Annotated in this window: 16 protein-coding genes and 1 other RNA gene; 12 read left to right on the top strand and 5 right to left on the bottom strand. The window is 63.9% G+C overall.

The genetic code is table 11. The annotated features are described in order from the left end of the window. The 7 genes from DD542_RS16735 to DD542_RS16705 all read left to right on the top strand — a co-directional run bounded on the left by DD542_RS16735 (position 1) and on the right by DD542_RS16705 (position 6,429). Positions 1 to 2,253 (top strand): hypothetical protein, encoded by a 2,253-nt coding sequence (locus DD542_RS16735; RefSeq protein ID WP_004629245.1) that lies wholly within the window; start codon positions 1 to 3, stop codon positions 2,251 to 2,253. Continuing rightward, the gene (locus DD542_RS16730) at positions 2,250 to 3,467 is read left to right on the top strand and encodes a hypothetical protein (protein ID WP_115044009.1); all 1,218 of its coding nucleotides are present in this window, start codon (positions 2,250 to 2,252) and stop codon (positions 3,465 to 3,467) included. The genes DD542_RS16735 and DD542_RS16730 overlap by 4 nt, the downstream gene beginning before the upstream one ends. A gap of 104 nt (positions 3,468 to 3,571) precedes the next feature. Continuing rightward, positions 3,572 to 3,763 (top strand): hypothetical protein, encoded by a 192-nt coding sequence (locus DD542_RS16725; RefSeq protein ID WP_127806420.1) that lies wholly within the window; start codon positions 3,572 to 3,574, stop codon positions 3,761 to 3,763. Beyond that, positions 3,763 to 4,212, top strand: a complete 450-nt coding sequence (locus DD542_RS16720; protein WP_009238673.1) for a DUF2924 domain-containing protein — start codon at positions 3,763 to 3,765, stop codon at positions 4,210 to 4,212. Before DD542_RS16725 ends, DD542_RS16720 begins: the two co-directional genes overlap by 1 nt. Then, positions 4,209 to 5,588, top strand: coding sequence for a recombinase family protein (locus DD542_RS16715; RefSeq protein WP_127806419.1), 1,380 nt, complete (start codon positions 4,209 to 4,211; stop codon positions 5,586 to 5,588). The genes DD542_RS16720 and DD542_RS16715 overlap by 4 nt, the downstream gene beginning before the upstream one ends. Beyond that, a complete protein-coding gene (locus DD542_RS16710; protein ID WP_127806418.1) occupies positions 5,588 to 5,959 on the top strand; it encodes a site-specific recombinase resolvase in 372 nt (123 codons plus the stop codon). Before DD542_RS16715 ends, DD542_RS16710 begins: the two co-directional genes overlap by 1 nt. Further along, positions 5,956 to 6,429, top strand: a complete 474-nt coding sequence (locus DD542_RS16705) for a hypothetical protein (RefSeq protein WP_127806417.1) — start codon at positions 5,956 to 5,958, stop codon at positions 6,427 to 6,429. The genes DD542_RS16710 and DD542_RS16705 overlap by 4 nt, the downstream gene beginning before the upstream one ends. Before the next feature lie 307 nt (positions 6,430 to 6,736). Here the strand turns inward: DD542_RS16705 and ssrA are convergent. The 5 genes from ssrA to ompA form a co-directional block, all read right to left on the bottom strand. Continuing rightward, positions 6,737 to 7,125: a transfer-messenger RNA gene (gene ssrA, locus DD542_RS16700) on the bottom strand. 14 nt (positions 7,126 to 7,139) lie between these two features. After that, positions 7,140 to 7,811 carry a phosphoglycolate phosphatase gene (gene gph / locus DD542_RS16695; RefSeq protein WP_079365239.1) on the bottom strand — a complete coding sequence of 224 codons (672 nt, stop codon included), beginning with the start codon at positions 7,809 to 7,811 and terminating at the stop codon, positions 7,140 to 7,142. After that, complete coding sequence (gene ubiG / locus DD542_RS16690; RefSeq protein ID WP_127806416.1) at positions 7,808 to 8,515, bottom strand: bifunctional 2-polyprenyl-6-hydroxyphenol methylase/3-demethylubiquinol 3-O-methyltransferase UbiG; 708 nt, start codon at positions 8,513 to 8,515, stop codon at positions 7,808 to 7,810. The genes gph and ubiG overlap by 4 nt, the downstream gene beginning before the upstream one ends. A gap of 17 nt (positions 8,516 to 8,532) precedes the next feature. After that, positions 8,533 to 9,489: a hypothetical protein gene (locus tag DD542_RS16685; RefSeq protein WP_127806415.1), complete on the bottom strand. Its 957-nt coding sequence runs from the start codon at positions 9,487 to 9,489 to the stop codon at positions 8,533 to 8,535. 800 nt (positions 9,490 to 10,289) lie between these two features. Next, complete coding sequence (gene ompA, locus DD542_RS16680) at positions 10,290 to 10,952, bottom strand: outer membrane protein OmpA (RefSeq protein WP_127806414.1); 663 nt, start codon at positions 10,950 to 10,952, stop codon at positions 10,290 to 10,292. Positions 10,953 to 11,202: 250 nt separating this feature from the next. Between ompA and gyrA the strand changes: the two genes are divergently transcribed. From gyrA to DD542_RS16655, 5 genes are read left to right on the top strand one after another with little or no spacing between them, the layout of a single operon-like run. Continuing rightward, complete coding sequence (gene gyrA / locus DD542_RS16675; RefSeq protein WP_079365242.1) at positions 11,203 to 13,839, top strand: DNA gyrase subunit A; 2,637 nt, start codon at positions 11,203 to 11,205, stop codon at positions 13,837 to 13,839. After that, positions 13,836 to 14,945, top strand: coding sequence for a 3-phosphoserine/phosphohydroxythreonine transaminase (gene serC, locus DD542_RS16670; RefSeq protein WP_066155791.1), 1,110 nt, complete (start codon positions 13,836 to 13,838; stop codon positions 14,943 to 14,945). Before gyrA ends, serC begins: the two co-directional genes overlap by 4 nt. Continuing rightward, positions 14,942 to 16,042: a prephenate dehydratase gene (gene pheA, locus DD542_RS16665; RefSeq protein ID WP_066155788.1), complete on the top strand. Its 1,101-nt coding sequence runs from the start codon at positions 14,942 to 14,944 to the stop codon at positions 16,040 to 16,042. Before serC ends, pheA begins: the two co-directional genes overlap by 4 nt. A gap of 1 nt (position 16,043) precedes the next feature. Continuing rightward, entirely contained in the window at positions 16,044 to 16,940 is an 897-nt protein-coding gene (locus DD542_RS16660; protein ID WP_066155785.1) for a prephenate dehydrogenase/arogenate dehydrogenase family protein, read from the top strand. A 13-nt stretch (positions 16,941 to 16,953) separates the two neighbouring features. Then, positions 16,954 to 18,972 (top strand): bifunctional 3-phosphoshikimate 1-carboxyvinyltransferase/cytidylate kinase, encoded by a 2,019-nt coding sequence (locus tag DD542_RS16655; RefSeq protein ID WP_127806413.1) that lies wholly within the window; start codon positions 16,954 to 16,956, stop codon positions 18,970 to 18,972. The last annotated feature ends 165 nt before the right edge of the window (positions 18,973 to 19,137 follow it).

Here is a 19,137-nt window from a genome sequence, read left to right as displayed (position 1 = left end):
ATGGGCAAGAAGACCCTGACCAACGCGCACTGCCTGCTCGAACTGATCGAGAAGGCGCATGTGACCAACCTCAAGCGCTTCAGCGGTCTGCAGGAGTGTCAGGCACTGGCCCGAGGATTTGACTGGTCGCAAGACGCGGAGACACTCCCCACCGCACTGATCGAGCACGTCCGGCACCTTCGCAAAGAGCAACGTGACCCCGCCGAACGCGAGGCACTGCGCATCCTGCGCCTGGCTTCGCCCAGAGGTGCGCAGATTCTCACCACCGTCGCAGACCAATTGCACGACAACGAGCTGATCGCTGCCTTTCTGGCCGAAGACGGCGGCGAAATCGGTCGTTCGGTCTGGATGCGCACCCACTCCGATGACGCGGCGCGACTGTTTGATGTTGCCGAATCGATCCTGAACACCGGCGACATCCGGGGCAACAAGCGCCTTTTTGATGCCTTTGACATCCCCTGCGATGACGCACCACCGTTCATCTGGAACGACGCCATCAAGAAGGATCTGGAGTCGCAGCTCACCAGCACCATGCGGCTGGCCGAGCCCTGCGAGGTCATCCATGTGCAGATGGCCGAAGAAAAGAAAAACGGCGACACCCAGCTGACGCATTACCTGGTGGTGCGTTTTGCGGGTGACCAGGTCACGGCTGTGCAGATGCTCAACCGCAGCCGCAAGAGCTTCTGCTACTTCCCTGCGCGGGACGCGACCCTTGTCTACGCCCCTGACCGCAAGGTGGTGGAGGTCTATGCGCACACCCTGTCGACACGGGCCCCACTGGCCAATGTGCTGTCCAAACACGGTTTCAAGGCTCCGCTGTCGAGCCGACCGCTCAATCGCTCACGGTATGACCTGTCCCGCTTCGCGCTGCCACTGAAAGACACGAAACCCAAACTCGATGGCGTGCGCGTCGAGCGCCTTTATCTCACTGAAGCGAAGGCCTTGCTCGGGCACGCGACCGATACCGTCTCGCTGCACATCGACAGCTGCGCGGAACTGCACGAAGTCATCCATGAACATTGGAGCAACCACCCGTTCTCGCAACCCGGTGCCATCCTTGGCGTGACCCTGGTGGCCGACTTGGTGTTCGATGGCGAAACGGCTGAAACGCCGCTGTCCATCGTGCTGGCCGAGCCCGGCCGATGCAGTCTGCAAGGCGAGAAAGACGCACGCTTGCGGCAGGCTGGGACGCAGTTGCTCGAAGCCTTGGGCGTGCTCAAGCCCCTGCACCCGGGGTCAGGAATCGATGACCCGAAACTGGTGGTGCAGGTCGCACGCCTGCTGGAGTACGCCACCAACACGATGGACGGCTTCGCCCTGGCGCAACTTGGTATCGACATCGACCGCTTCGAGGACGAGGGCATCATCACGGAGGGTGACCGGATCATCGAGAAGGTCGTCGAACTGGCAAACGGTGAGCACACCAGCGTCAAACTGGAGCGCTGTGCCGATGGCAATCAGGTACGTTACCGCGATCCACTGACGGGGGCGGATGTGGTGCTGCCCGCCAAGCACGCCCGGCGCTGGAAGGTGCACCTGAACTGGCTGCGCGAGGAGATCATCACGGCGCTGGGCACTGCACTGCAGAGTGTGCGTGGCAAGCACCAGGACGAAGAGCCGATTTTTCTGGGGGAGCTTGATATCGATGGCCATGACATTGCGCTGTACTTCGCGGCCAAGATGTCCAGCGAGCGCCAGTACGCCAAGGTCGATACCGCCTTGCGCCTGCGTCCACGCAGCGTCCCCGGCATCCTGCTGACCACGGCATCGGAACCCTTTCCGTTTGCCGGAACTAACGTGGTGATACCCATCGAGGACGTGCTGTCTGCTGCTGGTGCAACGACGGCCATCGACTTGGCGCAGTTGAAGCTGGCCTATCGCCACGGGCAACTGGCTGCCATGGGCGGCACCTCGGTTGCGCTGAAGCTTTCTCCGGATGGGTATGCCGCCACGCTATACCTCCCTGGACAAGCACCGTGGAAGGTGACGAACAAAGCCAAGATCATGGTGCTGCAGCGTTTGGTCGATGCCCATGCAGCGGGCTCGCCGCACGTGAACACCAAGAAGCTGATGGAGGACACGGGCTGCGCTTCGCCATCCAACCTGTTCACCAGTAAAAACTCACCGTGGCGCAACTACCTCGTTCGGGTCAAAGGCTCGCATGCCTGGCAATTGAATCTGCCGACCGTTGACGCCCCTGTCGAGGACGATGACCAGCCAGAAGCCGCCTCCGAAGTCATGGAGGATGCATGACCGGCGTCGCGTACAAATGGCAGTTCGCATCACGGTTTCGGCGGCATGCCTTCGGCTGGCGTTCGGACACGCCCATCCAGCGCATCAAGGAGGCCTTGGCCGAGATCAAGCAGGTGGCCCGCAAGGAGCCGGTGCTGGCCGCCGAGGGTGCCGTTACCTTGCTGGAGAAGATCTCGCCCGCACTGGAGCAGGTAGACAGCTCCTCCGGGGCGCTGGGCTCCGCCGTGAACAAAGCCATCGAGACCCTGGTGCCCCTCATCGTCAAGGCCAACGTCGAGCCCAAACAGCGGCAACGCTGGCTGGATCGGTTGTGGCAGGCGTTGCAGGACGATGAAATACCCTACATCGAACTGCTGGGCGACCACTGGGGTGAACTGTGTGTGACGCCGGACATGGCCTCGCGCTGGGCCGATGAGTTCATCCCTGTCGTTGAAAGCGTGTGGAGTCCGAGCGCATCTGGGCATGGCTACTTCAAGGGCACCAGCGCCTGTCTGTCCGCGCTGTTCGCGGCAGGTCGTCATGACGAGTTGCTGGCCCTGATCGACAAGGCGCGGTTCAAGTGGTGGCACGACCGACGCTGGGGGGTGAAGGCCTTGGCCGCGATGGGCAAGAAAGCCGAGGCGATCCGTTATGCCGAGGACTCACGCGGACTCAACGATCCGGGCTGGCAGATCGCTGAGGCCTGCGAGGCCATCCTGCTGTCGTCAGGCTTGGCCGATGAAGCCTACCGGCGCTATGCCATCGAGGCCAACCAAGGCACCACGAACCTGGCCACCTTTCGTGCCATCGCCAAGAAGTACAGCCACGTTCCACCGGAGCTCATACTGCGGGATCTGGTCGCCAGCACGCCCGGCACAGAAGGCAAATGGTTCGCTGCGGCCAAGGATGCGGGCCTGTTTGCGCTCGCCGCTGAACTCGCCAATCAAAGTCCTACTGATCCCCGGACCTTGACCCGCGCCGCCAGAGACTTCGCAGTCGACCAACCGCAGTTCGCCATCCATGCCGCTCTGTCAGCGCTGCGCTGGATTGCGCGTGGCCACGGTTATGAGATCACCGGCGCAGACATCCTGGACACAGCCCATGCCTTGCAGCAGGCGAGCACGCAGGCGGGTGTCGATCAGCAGCCACTGTCAGCCTTGCTTGCACCGATTTTGGCTGAGGCGCCGCCACGCCATCTTCTGCATCAGGTGCTGTCGCCATTCGTCAAAGCGTAGCGACCAGCGCCCGCCCATCGAGCCGCGCCGATTAATCAGCGTTGAGATTTACTTCGGAAAATCGGGCTCACTATCCCTGACGGTTGCAATTCCTCGGAGCCGTCATGAAGAACCTCGAACTTGCATCTCCCTCGGAGATGAGCGCCAGCGCCCGTGCTGGCGAAATCGCCGCCATCCTTGCGGCTGCCATCGTCCGCACCCTCGTCGCGGATGAGCCAAAACAGAGAGAAGTTGGCCTTGGCTTCCTGCCCGACCAGCGCGTTCATACAACCCCCTATCAAGAGGAGAAGTTGTGATGAACGAGAAACAAGCATCCGTCGCGGCACGGATCGCGGAGCTGGCCTGCCTGCCGATGTCCGAGCTCTGGACGGTGTGGGATCGGTACTTTCCGCGCCGTCCGGACTACCCCAATCGCACGCACGTCGAGTCCCGCCTCGCCTACAAGCTTCAGGAGGAAGCCTTCGGTGGCCTTGCGCCCGAAACCAAGCAGCGCCTGGAAGCCATCGGCGCAAAACACTCCAAGATCAAGTTGCGGGCCAAGCCGCGCGAGTTCGATTTCGCGCCGGGCACGATCCTGCTGCGCGAATGGGGCGAACGCGAGCACCGGGTGACAGTCACCGCCGAGGGGCTGTTCGAGTACCAGGGGCGCAATTTCAAGAGCTTGACGGCGGTGGCCCGCCACATCACGGGCGCGCACTGGTCGGGGCCGCTGTTCTTTGGCCTGAGCAAGGGAGGTGCGCGATGAGCGAGATTGCCGCTACCCGCGCCCGCAAGCGCTGCGCCGTCTACTGCCGGGTGTCCTCGGATGAACGGCTTGACCAGGAGTTCAACTCCATCGACGCGCAGAAGGAGGCGGGCCACGCTTTTGTGGCCAGCCAGCGATCCGAGGGGTGGATTCCGGTGGCCGACGACTACGACGACCCCGGCTTCTCTGGCGGCAACACGGATCGGCCGGGGCTGAAACGCCTGATGGCGGACATCGAGCGCGGCCAGATCGACATCGTGGTGGTCTACAAGATCGACCGCCTGACGCGCAGCTTGGCCGACTTCTCCAAGATGGTTGAAGTGTTCGAACGCCACGGGGTGTCCTTCGTGTCGGTCACCCAGCAGTTCAACACCACCACCTCGATGGGTCGGCTGATGCTCAACGTCCTGCTGTCCTTCGCCCAGTTTGAGCGTGAGGTCACCGGCGAGCGCATCCGCGACAAGATCGCCGCCGCCAAGCGCAAGGGGATGTGGATGGGCGGCGTCCCGCCCCTGGGTTACGACGTCGACAACCGCCTGTTGGTCATCAACGAGGCCGAGGCGGCAGTGGTGCGTCGCATCTTCGAGGAGATGCTGACCATTGGTTCTCCAACCCAGATCGCCGTCAATCTGACTGCCGACGGCATCACGACCAAGGCCTGGACGACGCAGGAGGGCCAGACCCGCAGCGGCACGCGCATCGACAAGAAGTACCTGCACAAGCTGCTGCGCAACCGCATCTACCTGGGGGAGTTGTCGCACAAGGGGAACTGGTACCCCGGCGCTCACCCGCCGATCATCGACCAAGAGCTTTGGGACAAGGTTCACGCGGTGCTGGCCAGGGATGGGCACGCCCGTTCGGTGGAAACCAAGATCCGGTCGCGTACCGACGCCTTGCTGCGTGGCCTGCTGTACGCCCCCTCGGGCGAACGGATGTACCCGACCTACTCGCGCAAGAACGGGCGCAAGTACCACTACTACGTGTCCAAGTCGGAAAGCCGGTTCGGCGCACCGGGCAAGAGCTACGAACGCCTGCCCGCGCAGGAGATTGAGGCGGCAGTGGTGGCCCAAATCCGCACCGTGCTGACCAGCCCGGAATCCATCGCATCGGTGGTGCGCCACATCCAGCGCAACGGTGGTCAGGTCGACGAGGCCACCACGGTGATGGCGATGGGACGGCTCAACGACGTGTGGGATCAGTTGTTCCCGGTCGAACGCCACCGCATCGCCAACCTGATGATCGAGCGCATCGATCTCGTCCACGTCGGCGAGGTGCAGGGCATCAAGGTGAAGTGGCGGGAGCTGGGCTGGGACGCCCTGATCGGTGAGTTCGCCCCGAGGGGCATCGGCGCGGAGCTGGTGGAGGTCGAAGCCTGATGGACGACACACTGGAAACCTTCGTGCCCCTGACGTTTCGCCGCCGGGGCGCGCGGCGGGTGGCCGCCGACGAGCGCCACGTTCACGATGTGACGCTGCTGGAGGGGGTGGCACGCGGTTTCTACTGGCAGCACCTCGTGGACACCGGCGAGATGAAGAGTGGTTCGGAGATCGCCCGGGCCGAAGGCTTACACCCCTCGGTCACCAACGAACTGATGCGCCTGAGCCTGCTCGCGCCCGACATCCTCGAACTGCTGATGACCGGACGGCAGCCGCGCCGGATGAACCTGATCTGGTTCCAGCGCAACCCGCTGCCGGTCGATTGGGAGGCGCAGCGCCAGATCGTGAAGCGCTTCGAGGAGGACGCATGAGCAAGAAGCACCGGGGCCGGTTCAAGGGTGATCCGGTCACTTATCAACTGCCGAGCCCGGCTGGCGGCGTACAACTGGAAACGTTCGTACCCTGGACACTGGTGAAGCGGGGCTTGAAGAAGCAGGTCATCACGCCCTTGGACGCGCCACAGGAATTTCTGTCCGAGGCCACCCGGGAGCGAGAAGCCCGGTCGGCCGCGCAGGACACCGCGTTGATGCGGGCACTCGGACTGGCGCACCACTGGCAACGCCTGCTGGATGAGCAGCGGGCGGCATCAGTAGCCGAGATCGCCGAGGCCGAAGGCATGGACGTGACGCAGGTACGCCGGGTCATGCGGCTGACGCTCCTGGCCCCGGATGTCGTGGAACGGCTGGCGGGTTCGCCCGACGCCGTACTGGAGAAGGTGATGCGCCGCCCCTGGCCCAACGCCTGGGGCGACCAGATGCGCGTGCTCGCGCCACCCGGGTGAGCGCGTTGCACCCAGCGCCAGCAACCGCCTGCGGGCGGTTTTTTTTCGGCCGCTCGGGACTCGGTCGCCACCGCTACAGGAGTTGCCAACCACAACCGACCGCCTCTAAACCCGCGCCAGCAAAGGAAGTGGCCTCGAGAACGCTCGCGTGACCACCAGAGAAAACGGAGAACAGAGAGGCGTCGGCGGGGGCGAAAACGCCGCCTTCGCAGGGGTAGCGCTCGCGAGGCCAGGCCCGAAAACCGCGCCAACACTGGGGGAACGGGCAAAAAAAATCCCAACCGATGAGGGTTGGGATTTTGGGTATTGGTGGAGCTGGGGGGATTTGAACCCCCGTCCGCAAGCCTTCTTCGAGCAGTTCTACATGTGTAGCCGTCTGTTTTGGATCTCACCCCCTGAGCCGCGCAGCGGCACGCTGCCCAGGACGCCAGCAACCTTGGATCTCACCGCGCGACAAGTTGCCCGTCGCGCGACCAGCCTATGTAAATAACTTTGCAGCCTGGACCCTCACAGCTTGCGCTGATCAGACCCTTGCCCAGCCCATAGGCCTGCTGTTGCAAAGCTCACCGGCAATTAAGCGGCGAGTGCGAAACGTTCGTCGTTTGCAGTTAGTTTTTTTCTGCTGTTTTACGAGGTGACAGAACCTCGACATGCCCTGCTGCGTGTCCGAACCCACGTCGAAACCAGTGCAGCCCCTTGGAATCGGTAGTTTAAGGCAGTCCCAGCCATTTCAAGAGCCCAAGGGGCACCTCAATGATTTCGTCCGCGCCCCAGGTCGACACGTCGGCCTCTGGCCCCAGGTAGCCGTACATCGCAGCCACCGTGCGCATTCCCGCGGCGCGACCGGCCTGGATGTCGCGAATGTCGTCGCCCACGTAGAGGCAATCCGCGGGCGAAACCCCGATGCGGCGGGCTGCTTCCAGCAGTGGCTCGGGATGGGGCTTGGTGTGTGGCGTGGTGTCGCCGCTGATGACGGCGGCAGCCCTGGCAAACAGCGGCATGGACTGGGTCAGCGGCCGGGTGAAGCGCTCGCCCTTGTTGGTCACCACGCCCCAGAAGAGGCCCTGCTCCATCAGCCTGCCCACCAGCCTCTCGACACCGTCGAACAGACATGTCTGCAGCAGCAACCGGCTCTGGTAGTGATCGAAAAATTCCTGCTTGAGGTCTTCAAAGCCGTGATCGCCAGGTCCGGTATCGAAAGCCACCCGCAACATGCCGCGCGCACCAGAGCCCGAATGCGCGCGGTAACGATCCAGGGGAATTGGCGTCAGTTGGCGGCTGATGCGCATGGCGTTGGCAGCACCCGCCAGATCGGGAGCACTGTCGATCAGGGTGCCGTCCAGATCGAACAGCACCGCGCGAACGCCAGCAAAAGACGTCATGGCTTGCGGCTGGACACCAGGTAGTTCACGCTGGTGTCGCTGCTGAGCCAGTAGCGCTGGGTCAAGGGGTTGTATTCCATGCCCCGGGTTTGCTCAAGAGACAAACCCGCTGCGCGGCAATGCGCTGCCAGCTCGCTCGGACGGATCATCTTGGCGTATTCGTGCGTGCCCTTGGGGAGCATGCGCAACAGATACTCGGCGCCGACAATTGCAAACAGGAACGATTTGGGGTTGCGGTTGATGGTCGAAAAAAAGACCCAGCCGCCGGGCTTCACGAGCGCGGAACACGCGCGGACAACCGAAGAGGGGTCCGGGACATGCTCGAGCATCTCCATGCAGGTCACCACATCGAAGCCGGCGGGCTGCTCCTGCGCCAGCGCCTCGGCACTGATCTCGCGATACGACACGTTCTGTGTTCCGGCTTCCAGCGCATGCAACTGCGCGACCTTCAACGCCTTGGTTGAGAGATCAATGCCCGTGACGTCCGCGCCCTTGCGCGCCATGGAGTCTGACAGGATGCCGCCACCGCATCCGATGTCCAGAACGCGCTTGCCCGCCAGCGACACCTGGCCATCAATCCAGCCCAGTCGCAAAGGGTTGATCTGATGCAGAGGCTTGAACTCGCTGTCAGGGTCCCACCAGCGATGAGCCAGATCGGAGAATTTGGCCAGTTCGGCCGGGTCGGCATTGACGTTGTTCATGATTTCATTGTCCCATGTGCTCAGGGCGCCAGCCCCAGTTCGGAGGCGAAGTGCCTGCGCTCCCTCTGGACATCGGCGTGTGTAATGCAGAGCTTCTCCGGCGACAGACCGAGGCGTTGAACCTGCTGCCGGTAGTCGGCATTCTGATATGGGTCGGCCACCACATAGCCGGCCCGGCTTTCACAACGGCCATGGACCGTGCAATCCTGCCAAGTGGCGCCAAACAAGATACGGCCGTCGCGCGTGAATCCAGGAAAAGCGCTCGCCAGCACCTGCGTGCGCTCGTCATCAATGCGAAACACCTGGTCCTGCAGCGGGGCGCGCCGGTCCACGAAGTACACGCTGGCGTTGTCGGTATAGGCCAGCATCGCGGAGTCAAGGCCCGGGAATGAGAACACGGCCTTCCCCGGCGAAGCCTTGAGGTCCATCCGAGGCTCACAACCATGATCCGCACCCGGAATCACGGACGACAGCCCATACACACGCATCGATGGTTGACCCACCCGTGGGTTGATGGGTATGGCTGAAAACTCGCGCCCATCCACAGAAATCATGGGCAAGGTGTACACCCCACCGTCGACGGCCCGCCTAGAGCCACAGATGAACTGGGGGCCGGTGTCGGACACGACCTCTGCCGCCCGGCCATCGTCGAGGATCGCGATGGTCCTGACCTGCAACGGCCCCGTGCCCTGACCGGACCGGTCGCCTTGCGGCCAACTCATGGACCTGATCCAGACGAGGGACGGATCTGGCACATCGCGGGCATCCAGTTCGGATGCAGCCGCGTAGAAGCCCCGCATGCCCCCCTGGAAAAGCGGTTTGGCACCCGCCTCGGAACGCAGCACGTCGCGCAGACGGAAATGGCGTCCATCCACATCCACCAAGTATCGCCAGCTGCCCTGCACCGGAAAGGCCTCGTTGCTCAAGGGCGTCCGGTAGGCTCGGATACGACCATCCGGCCCGGAAGGCAGTTCCATCAACGACACCTCTCCGAGGCGTTTGCCTGAGTACGAGCGCAACACAAACCGCCCGTCAGGGCTGATGCGTTCATAGGTGCCCAAGGCGGGTACGCCGTTCGCGTCAGTCCCCACGACCGCGGCGTCCAGGGGCAGGTAGCTGACCGCGGGAATGCAGGAAGACCCGGTGACGCCTGCGGACCAAGCCAGGCCAATGCAGCAGGCCAGAGTCCACGGGACCATTCGTCGCAAGACCGCCGGAGTCATGGTCTGCGCCCCTCCCTGGGTTGCTGCAGCGACCACAACCGCCAGCGCAAGGAATCCACCCAGGCTTGATTCGGCATCACACCCCAGATCGGCCAGGCATGCATCCCACCTCGGTCCAGCACCCTGCTGTATGGAAAGTGATTCGGATGCCCCAACGATCCGGCACACGCGTCGGGCACCCGGACCACATCGGCCATCTCGCGGACCGACCACCCGGCCCTTTGTGCCGCCAGGACACCCTCATCATTCGTCAGATCTGGCGCCCACCAGGCGACAGTATCAAAACCCTCTGCCTCCGCAGCAGCCCTCATTCGGGGCCACTCGGTCATGCTGTAAACCATCCTGGGCGACAACACAGCTACCACGACCGGGCGCTGAATGCCCGAGGGCACAACGACGTCGAGGCATTCTGGCGAGAGGACAAGTGCCTCACCCGCATACAACGGTGCCGTCAGGATACTGGCGAAGCCCAGGACACAGCATCGGGCGCCCAGCAAAAAGCCCCAGGCATTTGCACGCCTGGGGCTTTTTGAAAGAAACGAGACCGGCAAGTCTTACTTGTTGGTGCGGGTGCCCACCACCTCGACTTCCACGCGGCGGTTCTTGGCACGACCTTCCTTGGTGCCGTTGTCTGCCACCGGCTGGCCTTCGCCCTTGCCTTCGGTGTAGACGCGGTTGCTTTCGATGCCCTTGCTCACCAGATAGGCCTTGACGGCTTCGGCACGACGCACGGACAGCTTCTGGTTGTATCCGTCGGTACCGGTGGCATCGGTGTGGCCAACAGCGATCACCACTTCCAGGTTAATGCCCTTGACCTTGTCGGCCAGATCGTCCAGCTTGGCCTTGCCTTCAGGCTTCAGAACAGCCTTGTCGAAATCGAAGAAGGCGTCGGCGGCGTAGGTCACCTTGGTGGCAGCAGGGGCCGGTGCGGGAGCGGGGGCCGGTGCGGGCGCCGGAGCCGGGGCAGCAGCAGGTGCGGGTGCCGGAGCAGGCGCGGGGGCCGGCACGATGGCGCCGTCACAGCCCTTGGCTGCAGTGGCGGGCGTCCAGTTGGCATCGCGCCAGCACAGGGTGCCATCACCGTTCTTCCATTGGAGGTTGCCATGGCCGCTGCGCCAGTTGTCGTTCGTCGCAGTACCGCTCGAGGGAGCAGCGAAAGCAGCCGATGCCATGGCGGCGGTTGCGAACAGCATTGCCACTGAGTTCAGTTTTTTCATGGTTTTCCTCTTGGAGTAAGCCGCAGACGGCTGATTTCTGATTGAACGCGCTCGAGGTGACCACCACCTGTAACGCTCAAATCATTGTGCCACAAGCCTCTGGAATACCAAGGTCGGCGCGGGGACAAGGTCGCCCACAACGCTCGTCCGCACGTTGCCCACACACAACATGACACCAACCGAACCGGCGGCCGACCCGTCTACTAAAATTGTTGGCTTTCCCTCTCCGTCACGGACCCCTTCAAAGCTCATGACCCAGTTCGCCAAAGAAACCCTGCCGATCAGCCTTGAAGAGGAAATGCGCCGCAGCTATCTCGACTACGCGATGAGCGTGATCGTGGGGCGCGCCTTGCCGGATGCCCGGGACGGCCTCAAGCCTGTGCATCGCCGCGTTCTGTATGCCATGCATGAGCTCAACAACGACTGGAACCGCCCATACAAGAAGTCGGCCCGCATCGTTGGCGACGTCATCGGCAAATACCACCCGCACGGCGACAGCGCGGTGTACGACACCATCGTTCGCATGGCACAGGACTTCTCTCTGCGCCACATGCTGGTGGACGGTCAGGGCAACTTTGGCTCGGTGGATGGCGACAACGCCGCGGCCATGCGCTACACCGAAATCCGCATGTCCAAGATCGCGCACGAGATGCTCGCGGACATCGACAAGGAAACGGTGGATTTCGGTCCGAACTACGACGGCTCCGAAAAAGAGCCCCTGGTGCTGCCGACCCGCTTGCCCAACCTGCTGGTCAACGGCTCGGGCGGTATCGCGGTCGGCATGGCCACCAACATCCCGCCGCACAACCTCAATGAGGTGGTGGACGCCTGCCTGCATTCGCTGAAGAACCCGGACTGCTCCATCGACGAGCTGATGGAGATCATCCCGGCACCGGACTTCCCCACCGGCGGCATCATCTACGGCATCAACGGCGTCAAGGACGGCTACCGCACCGGCCGAGGCCGCGTGGTGATGCGCGCCAAGGTGCATTTTGAGGACATCGACAAGGGCCAGCGCCAGGCGATCATCGTTGACGAGATCCCGTACCAGGTCAACAAGAAGACGCTGCAGGAGCGTATCGCCGAACTGGTGCACGAGAAAAAGCTCGAAGGCATCAGCCACATCCAGGACGAGTCGGACAAGTCTGGCATGCGTCTGGTGATCGAGCTCAAGCGCGGCGAAGTGCCCGAGGTCGTGCTGAACAACCTGTACAAGCAGACGCAGCTGCAGGACACCTTCGGCATCAACATGGTGGCGCTGATCGACGGTCAGCCCAAGCTGTGCAATCTCAAGGATCTGATCACCGTCTTCCTGGAGCACCGCCGCGAGGTCGTCACCCGCCGCACCGTCTTCAACCTGCGCAAGGCGCGCGACCGCGGCCACGTGCTTGAAGGCCTGGCTGTTGCTCTTGCCAACATCGACGAATTCATCAAGATCATCCGCGAGAGCCCCACGCCACCGGTGGCCAAGGCCGAGCTGATGACCCGCTCGTGGGACAGCCAGCTGGTGCGCGAGATGCTCACCCGCGCCAAGGCCGACGGCGGCACCGTCAACGCCGACGACTACCGCCCCGAGGGCCTGGAACGCGAGTTCGGCATGCAGGGTGATGGCCTGTACCGCCTGTCCGAGACGCAGGCCCAGGAAATCCTGCAGATGCGCCTGCAGCGCCTGACCGGGCTGGAGCAGGACAAGATCGTCGCCGAGTACAAGGATGTGATGGCCGAGATCGACGATCTGCTGGACATCCTGGCCAAGCCCGAACGCGTCTCGACCATCATCAGCGAGGAACTGGTGGCAGTGAAGAACGAGTTCGGCCAGACCAAGCTCGGCGCGCGCCGCAGCGAGATCGAGCACAGCGCTCAGGACCTCTCGACAGAAGACTTGATCACGCCCACCGACATGGTGGTGACGCTGTCCCACAGCGGCTACATCAAGAGCCAGCCGCTGTCCGAGTACCGCGCGCAGAAGCGCGGCGGCCGGGGCAAGCAGGCGACCGCCACCAAGGAAGACGACTGGATCGACCAGCTCTTTATCGCCAACACGCACGACTACATCCTGTGCTTCTCCAACCGCGGCCGGCTCTACTGGCTCAAGGTCTGGGAAGTGCCCGCCGGCTCGCGCGGCTCGCGCGGCCGACCGATCGTCAACATGTTCCCGCTGCAGGAAGGCGAGAAGATCAACGTGGTGCTGCCGCTGACCGGCGAGTTCCGCAGCTTCCCCGAGGACCACTACGTGTTCATGGCCACCAGCATGGGCACGGTCAAGAAGACGGCGCTGACCGAGTTCAGCAACCCGCGCAAGGCCGGCATCATCGCTGTCGACCTGGACGAAGGCGACTTCCTGATTGGTGCGGCGCTGACCGACGGTCAGCATGATGTGATGCTGTTCAGCGACGGTGGCAAGGCCGTGCGGTTCGACGAAAACGATGTGCGCCCGATGGGTCGCAATGCGCGCGGCGTGCGCGGCATGATGATCGAAGACGGCCAGAGCGTGATCGCCATGCTGGTGGCCGAGGACGAACAGCAGAGTGTGCTGACCGCCACGGTCAACGGGTACGGCAAACGCACGCCGATCGGCGAATACACCCGCCACGGCCGCGGCACCAAGGGCATGATCGCCATCCAGCAAAGTGAGCGCAACGGCAAGGTCGTGGCCGCCACGCTGGTGCACAGCGATGACGAGATCATGCTGATCACCGACAAGGGCGTGCTGGTGCGCACCCGGGTGAGCGAGATCCGCGAGATGGGCCGCGCCACCCAGGGTGTGACGCTGATCGCGCTGGACGAAGGGGCCGAGCTGTCGGGTCTGCAGCGCATCGTGGAAAACGATGCCAACGCACCCGAAGCAGCAGAAGGAAACGACGACGTGGCGGGTGACGCCGAATGACCCAGCGCCCCTACAACTTCTCGGCCGGCCCGGCCGCGATTCCAGAAGAAGTGTTGCAACAAGCCGCTGCCGAGATGCTGAACTGGAATGGTTCCGGCATGGGCGTGATGGAGATGAGCCACCGCGGCAAGGAGTTCATGTCCATCGCGGCGCAGGCCGAGGCCGACCTGCGCGAACTGCTCGCCGTTCCAGCCCACTTCCGCATCCTGTTCATGCAGGGCGGGGGACTGGCGGAAAACGCGATCGTGCCGATGAACCTGTCTCGCGGAGGCACCGTTGACTTCGTCGTGACCGGCGGCTGGAGCCAGAAGTCGGCCAAGGAGGCCCGCAAGTACGCCACCGCGAACGTTGTCGCAAGCAATGAAGCCGACGGTCATACCACCCTGCCCGCCCCGGCTGGCTGGAAGATCAGCCCCGGTGCACAGTATGTGCACATCTGCAGCAACGAGACCATCCACGGTGTGGAGTTTCACGAGCTGCCCGATCTCAAGGCCCTGGGCAGCAATGCTCCGTTGGTGATCGACTTTTCGTCGCACGTTGCGTCCCGTCCGGTGGACTGGGCGCGCGTGGGCCTGGCCTTCGGTGGAGCTCAGAAGAACCTCGGTCCGGCGGGTGTGACGCTGGTGGTGGTGCGCGAGGACCTGCTGGGCCAGGCTCTGTCGATCTGCCCGAGCGCATTCGACTACCGTGTCGTGGCCGACAACGCGTCCATGTACAACACCCCGCCCACCTACAGCATCTACATGGCCGGGCTCGTGTTCCAGTGGCTCAAGCGCCAGAAGGAAGGTGATTTCACCGGTATCGCCGCCATGGAGGCGCGCAACTTGGGCAAAGCCAACCTGCTCTACAACTTCATTGACCATTCCCAGTTCTACGTGAACAAGGTGGCCAGAGACTGCCGTTCTCGCATGAACGTGCCCTTCTTCCTGCGCGACGAGAGCCGCAACGATGCCTTCCTCGCGGGGGCGAAAGAGCGCGGCCTGCTGCAACTCAAAGGCCACAAGTCGGTGGGAGGCATGCGTGCCAGCATCTACAACGCAATGCCACTGGCGGGCGTGCAGGCACTGGTGGACTACATGCGCGATTTTGAGAAGACCTGCGCATGAGCCAGCAACCCGTTCAGTCCGAGGCGCTCGCTGGTCTGCGCGTGCAGATCGACAGCATCGACCAGCAACTGCTGTCCCTGCTGAACCAGCGCGCCCGTGTCGCCGAACAGGTGGGCGAGATCAAACGGGCCGAAGGCTCGCCCTTCTTCCGCCCTGACCGTGTGGCCCAAGTGATCGACAAGATCCAGAACGCCAACCAGGGCCCGCTGCTGAACCAGCACGTGGCGTCCATCTGGCGCGAGATCATGTCGGCCTGTCTGGCGCTGGAAGCCCCGCAGCGCGTAGCCGTGCTCGGCCCCGAAGGCACGTTCACCGAACAGGCCGCGATCGAGTTCTTCGGCAGCGCCGCCAACCTGATCTACTGCAGCAGTTTCGACGAGGTGTTCCACGCGACCGCCGCAGGCACGGCCCAGTTCGGTGTGGTGGGTGTCGAGAACTCCACGGAAGGCGTGGTGGCCCGTTCGCTGGACCTGTTCCTGCGCTCACCCGTGCATGTGGTGGGCGAGGTCAGCCTGCTGGTGCGCCACAACCTGCTGCGCCAGGTGAACAACCTGGACGCCGTCGAGGTGGTGCTGGCCCACCCGCAGGCGCTGGCCCAGTGCCAGGGCTGGCTCACACAGCACCTGCCCAGGGCAGAACGGCGCGCCGTTTCAAGCAACGCAGAAGGCGCGCGGCTCGCTGCCACCAACCCGGCCTGGGCGGCGATTGCAAGCGAGCGCGCCGCGGCGCAGTTCGGCCTGCACATCGTCTCGCACGCCATCCAGGACGAGGCCTACAACCGCACACGCTTCCTGGTGATCTGTCTGCCGCAGACCCTGGCCACGCCGCCCGCCTCCGGGCGCGACTGCACCAGCCTCGTGGTGTCGGTGCCGAACCGCCCGGGTGCGGTGCACGACCTGCTGGTGCCGCTGAAGAACAACGGTGTCTCCATGACGCGGTTCGAGTCCCGCCCGGCCAAGTCCGGCCAGTGGGAGTACTACTTCTACATCGACCTCGCGGGTCACCCCTCGCAGCCCAACGTGGCAGCAGCCCTGAAGGAGCTGCAGGGCCTGTGTGCGTTCTACAAGGTGCTGGGTGCCTACCCGGTCAGCGAATGACATGAACGCCCCTCCTCTCAAATTTGAACAACTGGGCCTGATCGGCTGCGGCCTGATGGGTGGATCGTTTGCGCTGGCCATGAAGAAGGCCGGGCTGGTCAAGCGTGTCGTCGGGTACAGCAAGTCGCCATCCACCACCGAACGCGCCCGCCAGATGGGTGTCATCGACATTGAGGCGCCTTCCGCCCTGCTCGCCGTCTCGGGCGCCGATCTGGTGCTGGTCGCCGTTCCGGTGTCAGCAACCGAAGCCACCTTCAAGGCAATCCGCCACCTGCTGACCAAGGACACGCTGGTGATGGATGTGGGTTCGACCAAAAGGGAAGTCATCGACGCGGCACGGCGCGTGCTCAAGGATCAGGTGGGCGTGTTCGTGCCGGCGCACCCGATCGCAGGCAAGGAGCTGGCGGGCGTCGAGAACGCCGACGCGGACTTGTACCAGGGCCGCCAGGTCATCCTCACCCCCATCGAACGCACCCAGACAGTTCAACTGGAGAAGGCGGCCCAGCTCTGGGCGGCTCTGGGCTGTCATGTGCAGCGCATGTCGCCCGAGGCACACGATGCCGCCTACGCTGCGGTCAGCCACCTGCCGCACATGATTGCGTTTGCACTCATGAACGCCATCGCGGGTCATGAGCACGGCAAACAGTTCCTCGCCCTGGCCGGCCCCGGTTTCCGCGACTTCACGCGGATCGCCGCCAGCGACCCCAGCGTCTGGCGCGACATCCTGCTGTCCAACCGCGAGGAATTGATCGCACAGTCCCGACAGTTTCAGCGCGCTCTGCACGCGTTCGAGTCCGCCATCGCTGCAGGCAATCCAGACGCGCTCGAAGCACTGATCGACAAAGCCAGCCAGACCCGCTCGCGGTGGCGCATGAGCGCCCACAAGCCCCAGAGCTGACCTCCTCCAGCGCATGTACGCCATTGCCCATCTCGACATCCCGCCTCTGGCCAGCGCGGGCGGCACCGTCCGCCTGCCCGGATCCAAGAGCATCTCCAACCGTGTGCTGCTGCTCTCGGCCCTGAGCGCCGGCCACACCGACATTGCCGACCTGCTCGATTCGGACGACACGCGCGTCATGCTGGCCGCCTTGGACCAATTGGGTTGCCGCATTGAACAGCGCCCCGACAACCTGCTGCGCGTGCACGGTCTGGGCGGTCAGCTGCCGGTGAAAGGGGCCGCACTGTTCCTGGGCAATGCCGGCACCGCCATGCGGCCACTTACCGCGGCGCTTGCGCTGCTGGCCGCCGAGCAGGGCGGGTGTTTCGAGCTGAGCGGCATCCCGCGCATGCACGAGCGGCCCATCGGCGACCTCGTCGACGCGCTGCGCCAGCTGGGTTGCCCGGTGGACTGCCTCGGTCAGGAGGGTTACCCGCCGCTGCGCCTGGGCAATGGCACACCTTCTGTGCTTCGTCTGGACCAGCCCATCCGGGTGCGGGGCGACGTTTCCAGCCAGTTCCTCACGGCGCTGCTGCTGGCCCTGCCGCTGGTGGCGCGCGAGCGCCCGGTGGTAATCGACGTAGTCGGCGAACTGATTTCCAAGCCCTACATAGAGATCACGCTCAACCTCCTGGAGCGGTTTGGTGTGCACGTGCAGCGCGACGACTGGTCTCGATTCACGATCCCCGCCGGCAGCCGCTATGTGTCGCCCGGGCTGGTCCACGTCGAAGGAGACGCCTCGTCGGCGAGCTATTTCATCGCCCTGGGCGCGCTGGCACCCGCCCGTGAGGGCACCGATGGCGTGACCATCGAGGGCGTGGGTTTGTCGTCCATACAGGGCGACATCCGGTTCGTCGAGGCGGCCCGGATGATGGGCGCCGAGGTGACGGGCGAAGCCAACCGCCTGCACATCCGGCGCGGCCAGTGGCCCCTCAAGGCCATCGACCTGGACTGCAACCACATCCCCGACGCCGCCATGACGCTCGCGGTGATGGCGCTCTACGCCGAAGGCACCACCACGCTGCGCAACATCGCGAGCTGGCGCGTCAAGGAGACCGACCGGATCGCGGCAATGGCCATCGAATGCCGCAAGCTGGGAGCGACAGTCGAGGAAGGTGCAGACTTCATCCGCGTCACGCCGCCCGCCCGCTGGACGGGTGCGAGCATCCACACCTACGACGACCACCGCGTCGCCATGTGCTTTTCGCTGGCCGCCTTCAATCCGGATGGTGTCACCGTGCGCATCGAAGACCCGAAGTGCGTGGCCAAGACCTTCCCGGACTACTTCGAAACCCTGTTCGAGCTGTGTGCCACACCGGCGGCGCACATCCCTGTGATCTGCATTGATGGCCCTACCGCCTCAGGCAAGGGCACGCTGGCGTCCGAGGTTGCCAAACGACTGGGTTTTCACCTGCTGGACTCCGGGGCGCTCTATCGCGCCACGGCCCTGGCCGCACAAGACGCCGGACTGGACCTGGATGATGAAACGGCCCTCGCCCGCCTGGCAGCCCATCTGCCCCTGGCCTTCCGGGACCACCGCGTGTTCCTTGCCGGCCGGGACATCACCGATCCGTTGCGGCTGGAATCCACCGGAGGCATGGCCTCCCGGGTGTCCCAGCACCCGGCGGTGAGGGCGGCGCTGCATGGCCTGCAGCAAAGCTTCCGGCGCCTGCCGGGGCTGGTGGCCGATGGGCGCGACATGGGCACGGTGATCTTCCCGGACGCAGGCCTGAAGGTGTTCCTCACCGCCAGCGCCGAACAACGGGCCCAGAGACGCCATAAACAATTGATTTCCAAGGGAATTTCTGCTAACATCGATGACCTTTTGGCTGACCTCAAGGCGCGCGACCACCGGGACATGTCCCGTGCACACGCACCCTTGAAGCCCGCGGAAGACGCCCAGTTGCTGGACAACTCGGACCTGAGCATCGAGGCCTCGGTGCAACTGGTTCTTGACTGGTGGCAAGGCACAACGGCGGTTCCAGGCAACTGAACCGCCTTTTTCGATGGCCCAGAAGGCACCGCCGGGTGTTCACAGCCCGCAGGCCCCATGGTTCTTTCACTTAACCCGCGGTGTCACGCACCGCAACGTCAACGCCGCCCACACGTCGATTCCTCGCGCACCCTCCTTCGGTGCTGCTGCTGTCCGACGCCAGGT

Source organism: Hydrogenophaga sp. NH-16 (genome assembly GCF_004006415.1).
GTDB classification, from domain to species: Bacteria; Pseudomonadota; Gammaproteobacteria; order Burkholderiales; family Burkholderiaceae_C; genus Hydrogenophaga; species Hydrogenophaga pseudoflava.
The sequence above is the reverse complement of the archived record's forward strand: the minus strand, read 5'-3'. Positions and strand labels throughout refer to the sequence as shown.

Bases quoted from the DNA above. Each gene is read 5' to 3' on its own strand.
- DD542_RS16735 (WP_004629245.1), top strand. From the start codon at position 1: ATGGGCAAGAAGACCCTGACCAACGCGCACTGCCTGCTCGAACTGATC.
- DD542_RS16730 (WP_115044009.1), top strand. From the start codon at position 2,250: ATGACCGGCGTCGCGTACAAATGGCAGTTCGCATCACGGTTTCGGCGG.
- DD542_RS16725 (WP_127806420.1), top strand. From the start codon at position 3,572: ATGAAGAACCTCGAACTTGCATCTCCCTCGGAGATGAGCGCCAGCGCC.
- DD542_RS16720 (WP_009238673.1), top strand. From the start codon at position 3,763: ATGAACGAGAAACAAGCATCCGTCGCGGCACGGATCGCGGAGCTGGCC.
- DD542_RS16715 (WP_127806419.1), top strand. From the start codon at position 4,209: ATGAGCGAGATTGCCGCTACCCGCGCCCGCAAGCGCTGCGCCGTCTAC.
- DD542_RS16710 (WP_127806418.1), top strand. From the start codon at position 5,588: ATGGACGACACACTGGAAACCTTCGTGCCCCTGACGTTTCGCCGCCGG.
- DD542_RS16705 (WP_127806417.1), top strand. From the start codon at position 5,956: ATGAGCAAGAAGCACCGGGGCCGGTTCAAGGGTGATCCGGTCACTTAT.
- gph (WP_079365239.1), bottom strand. From the start codon at position 7,811: ATGACGTCTTTTGCTGGCGTTCGCGCGGTGCTGTTCGATCTGGACGGC.
- DD542_RS16685 (WP_127806415.1), bottom strand. From the start codon at position 9,489: ATGGAACTGCCTTCCGGGCCGGATGGTCGTATCCGAGCCTACCGGACG.
- ompA (WP_127806414.1), bottom strand. From the start codon at position 10,952: ATGAAAAAACTGAACTCAGTGGCAATGCTGTTCGCAACCGCCGCCATG.
- gyrA (WP_079365242.1), top strand. From the start codon at position 11,203: ATGACCCAGTTCGCCAAAGAAACCCTGCCGATCAGCCTTGAAGAGGAA.
- serC (WP_066155791.1), top strand. From the start codon at position 13,836: ATGACCCAGCGCCCCTACAACTTCTCGGCCGGCCCGGCCGCGATTCCA.
- pheA (WP_066155788.1), top strand. From the start codon at position 14,942: ATGAGCCAGCAACCCGTTCAGTCCGAGGCGCTCGCTGGTCTGCGCGTG.
- DD542_RS16660 (WP_066155785.1), top strand. From the start codon at position 16,044: ATGAACGCCCCTCCTCTCAAATTTGAACAACTGGGCCTGATCGGCTGC.
- DD542_RS16655 (WP_127806413.1), top strand. From the start codon at position 16,954: ATGTACGCCATTGCCCATCTCGACATCCCGCCTCTGGCCAGCGCGGGC.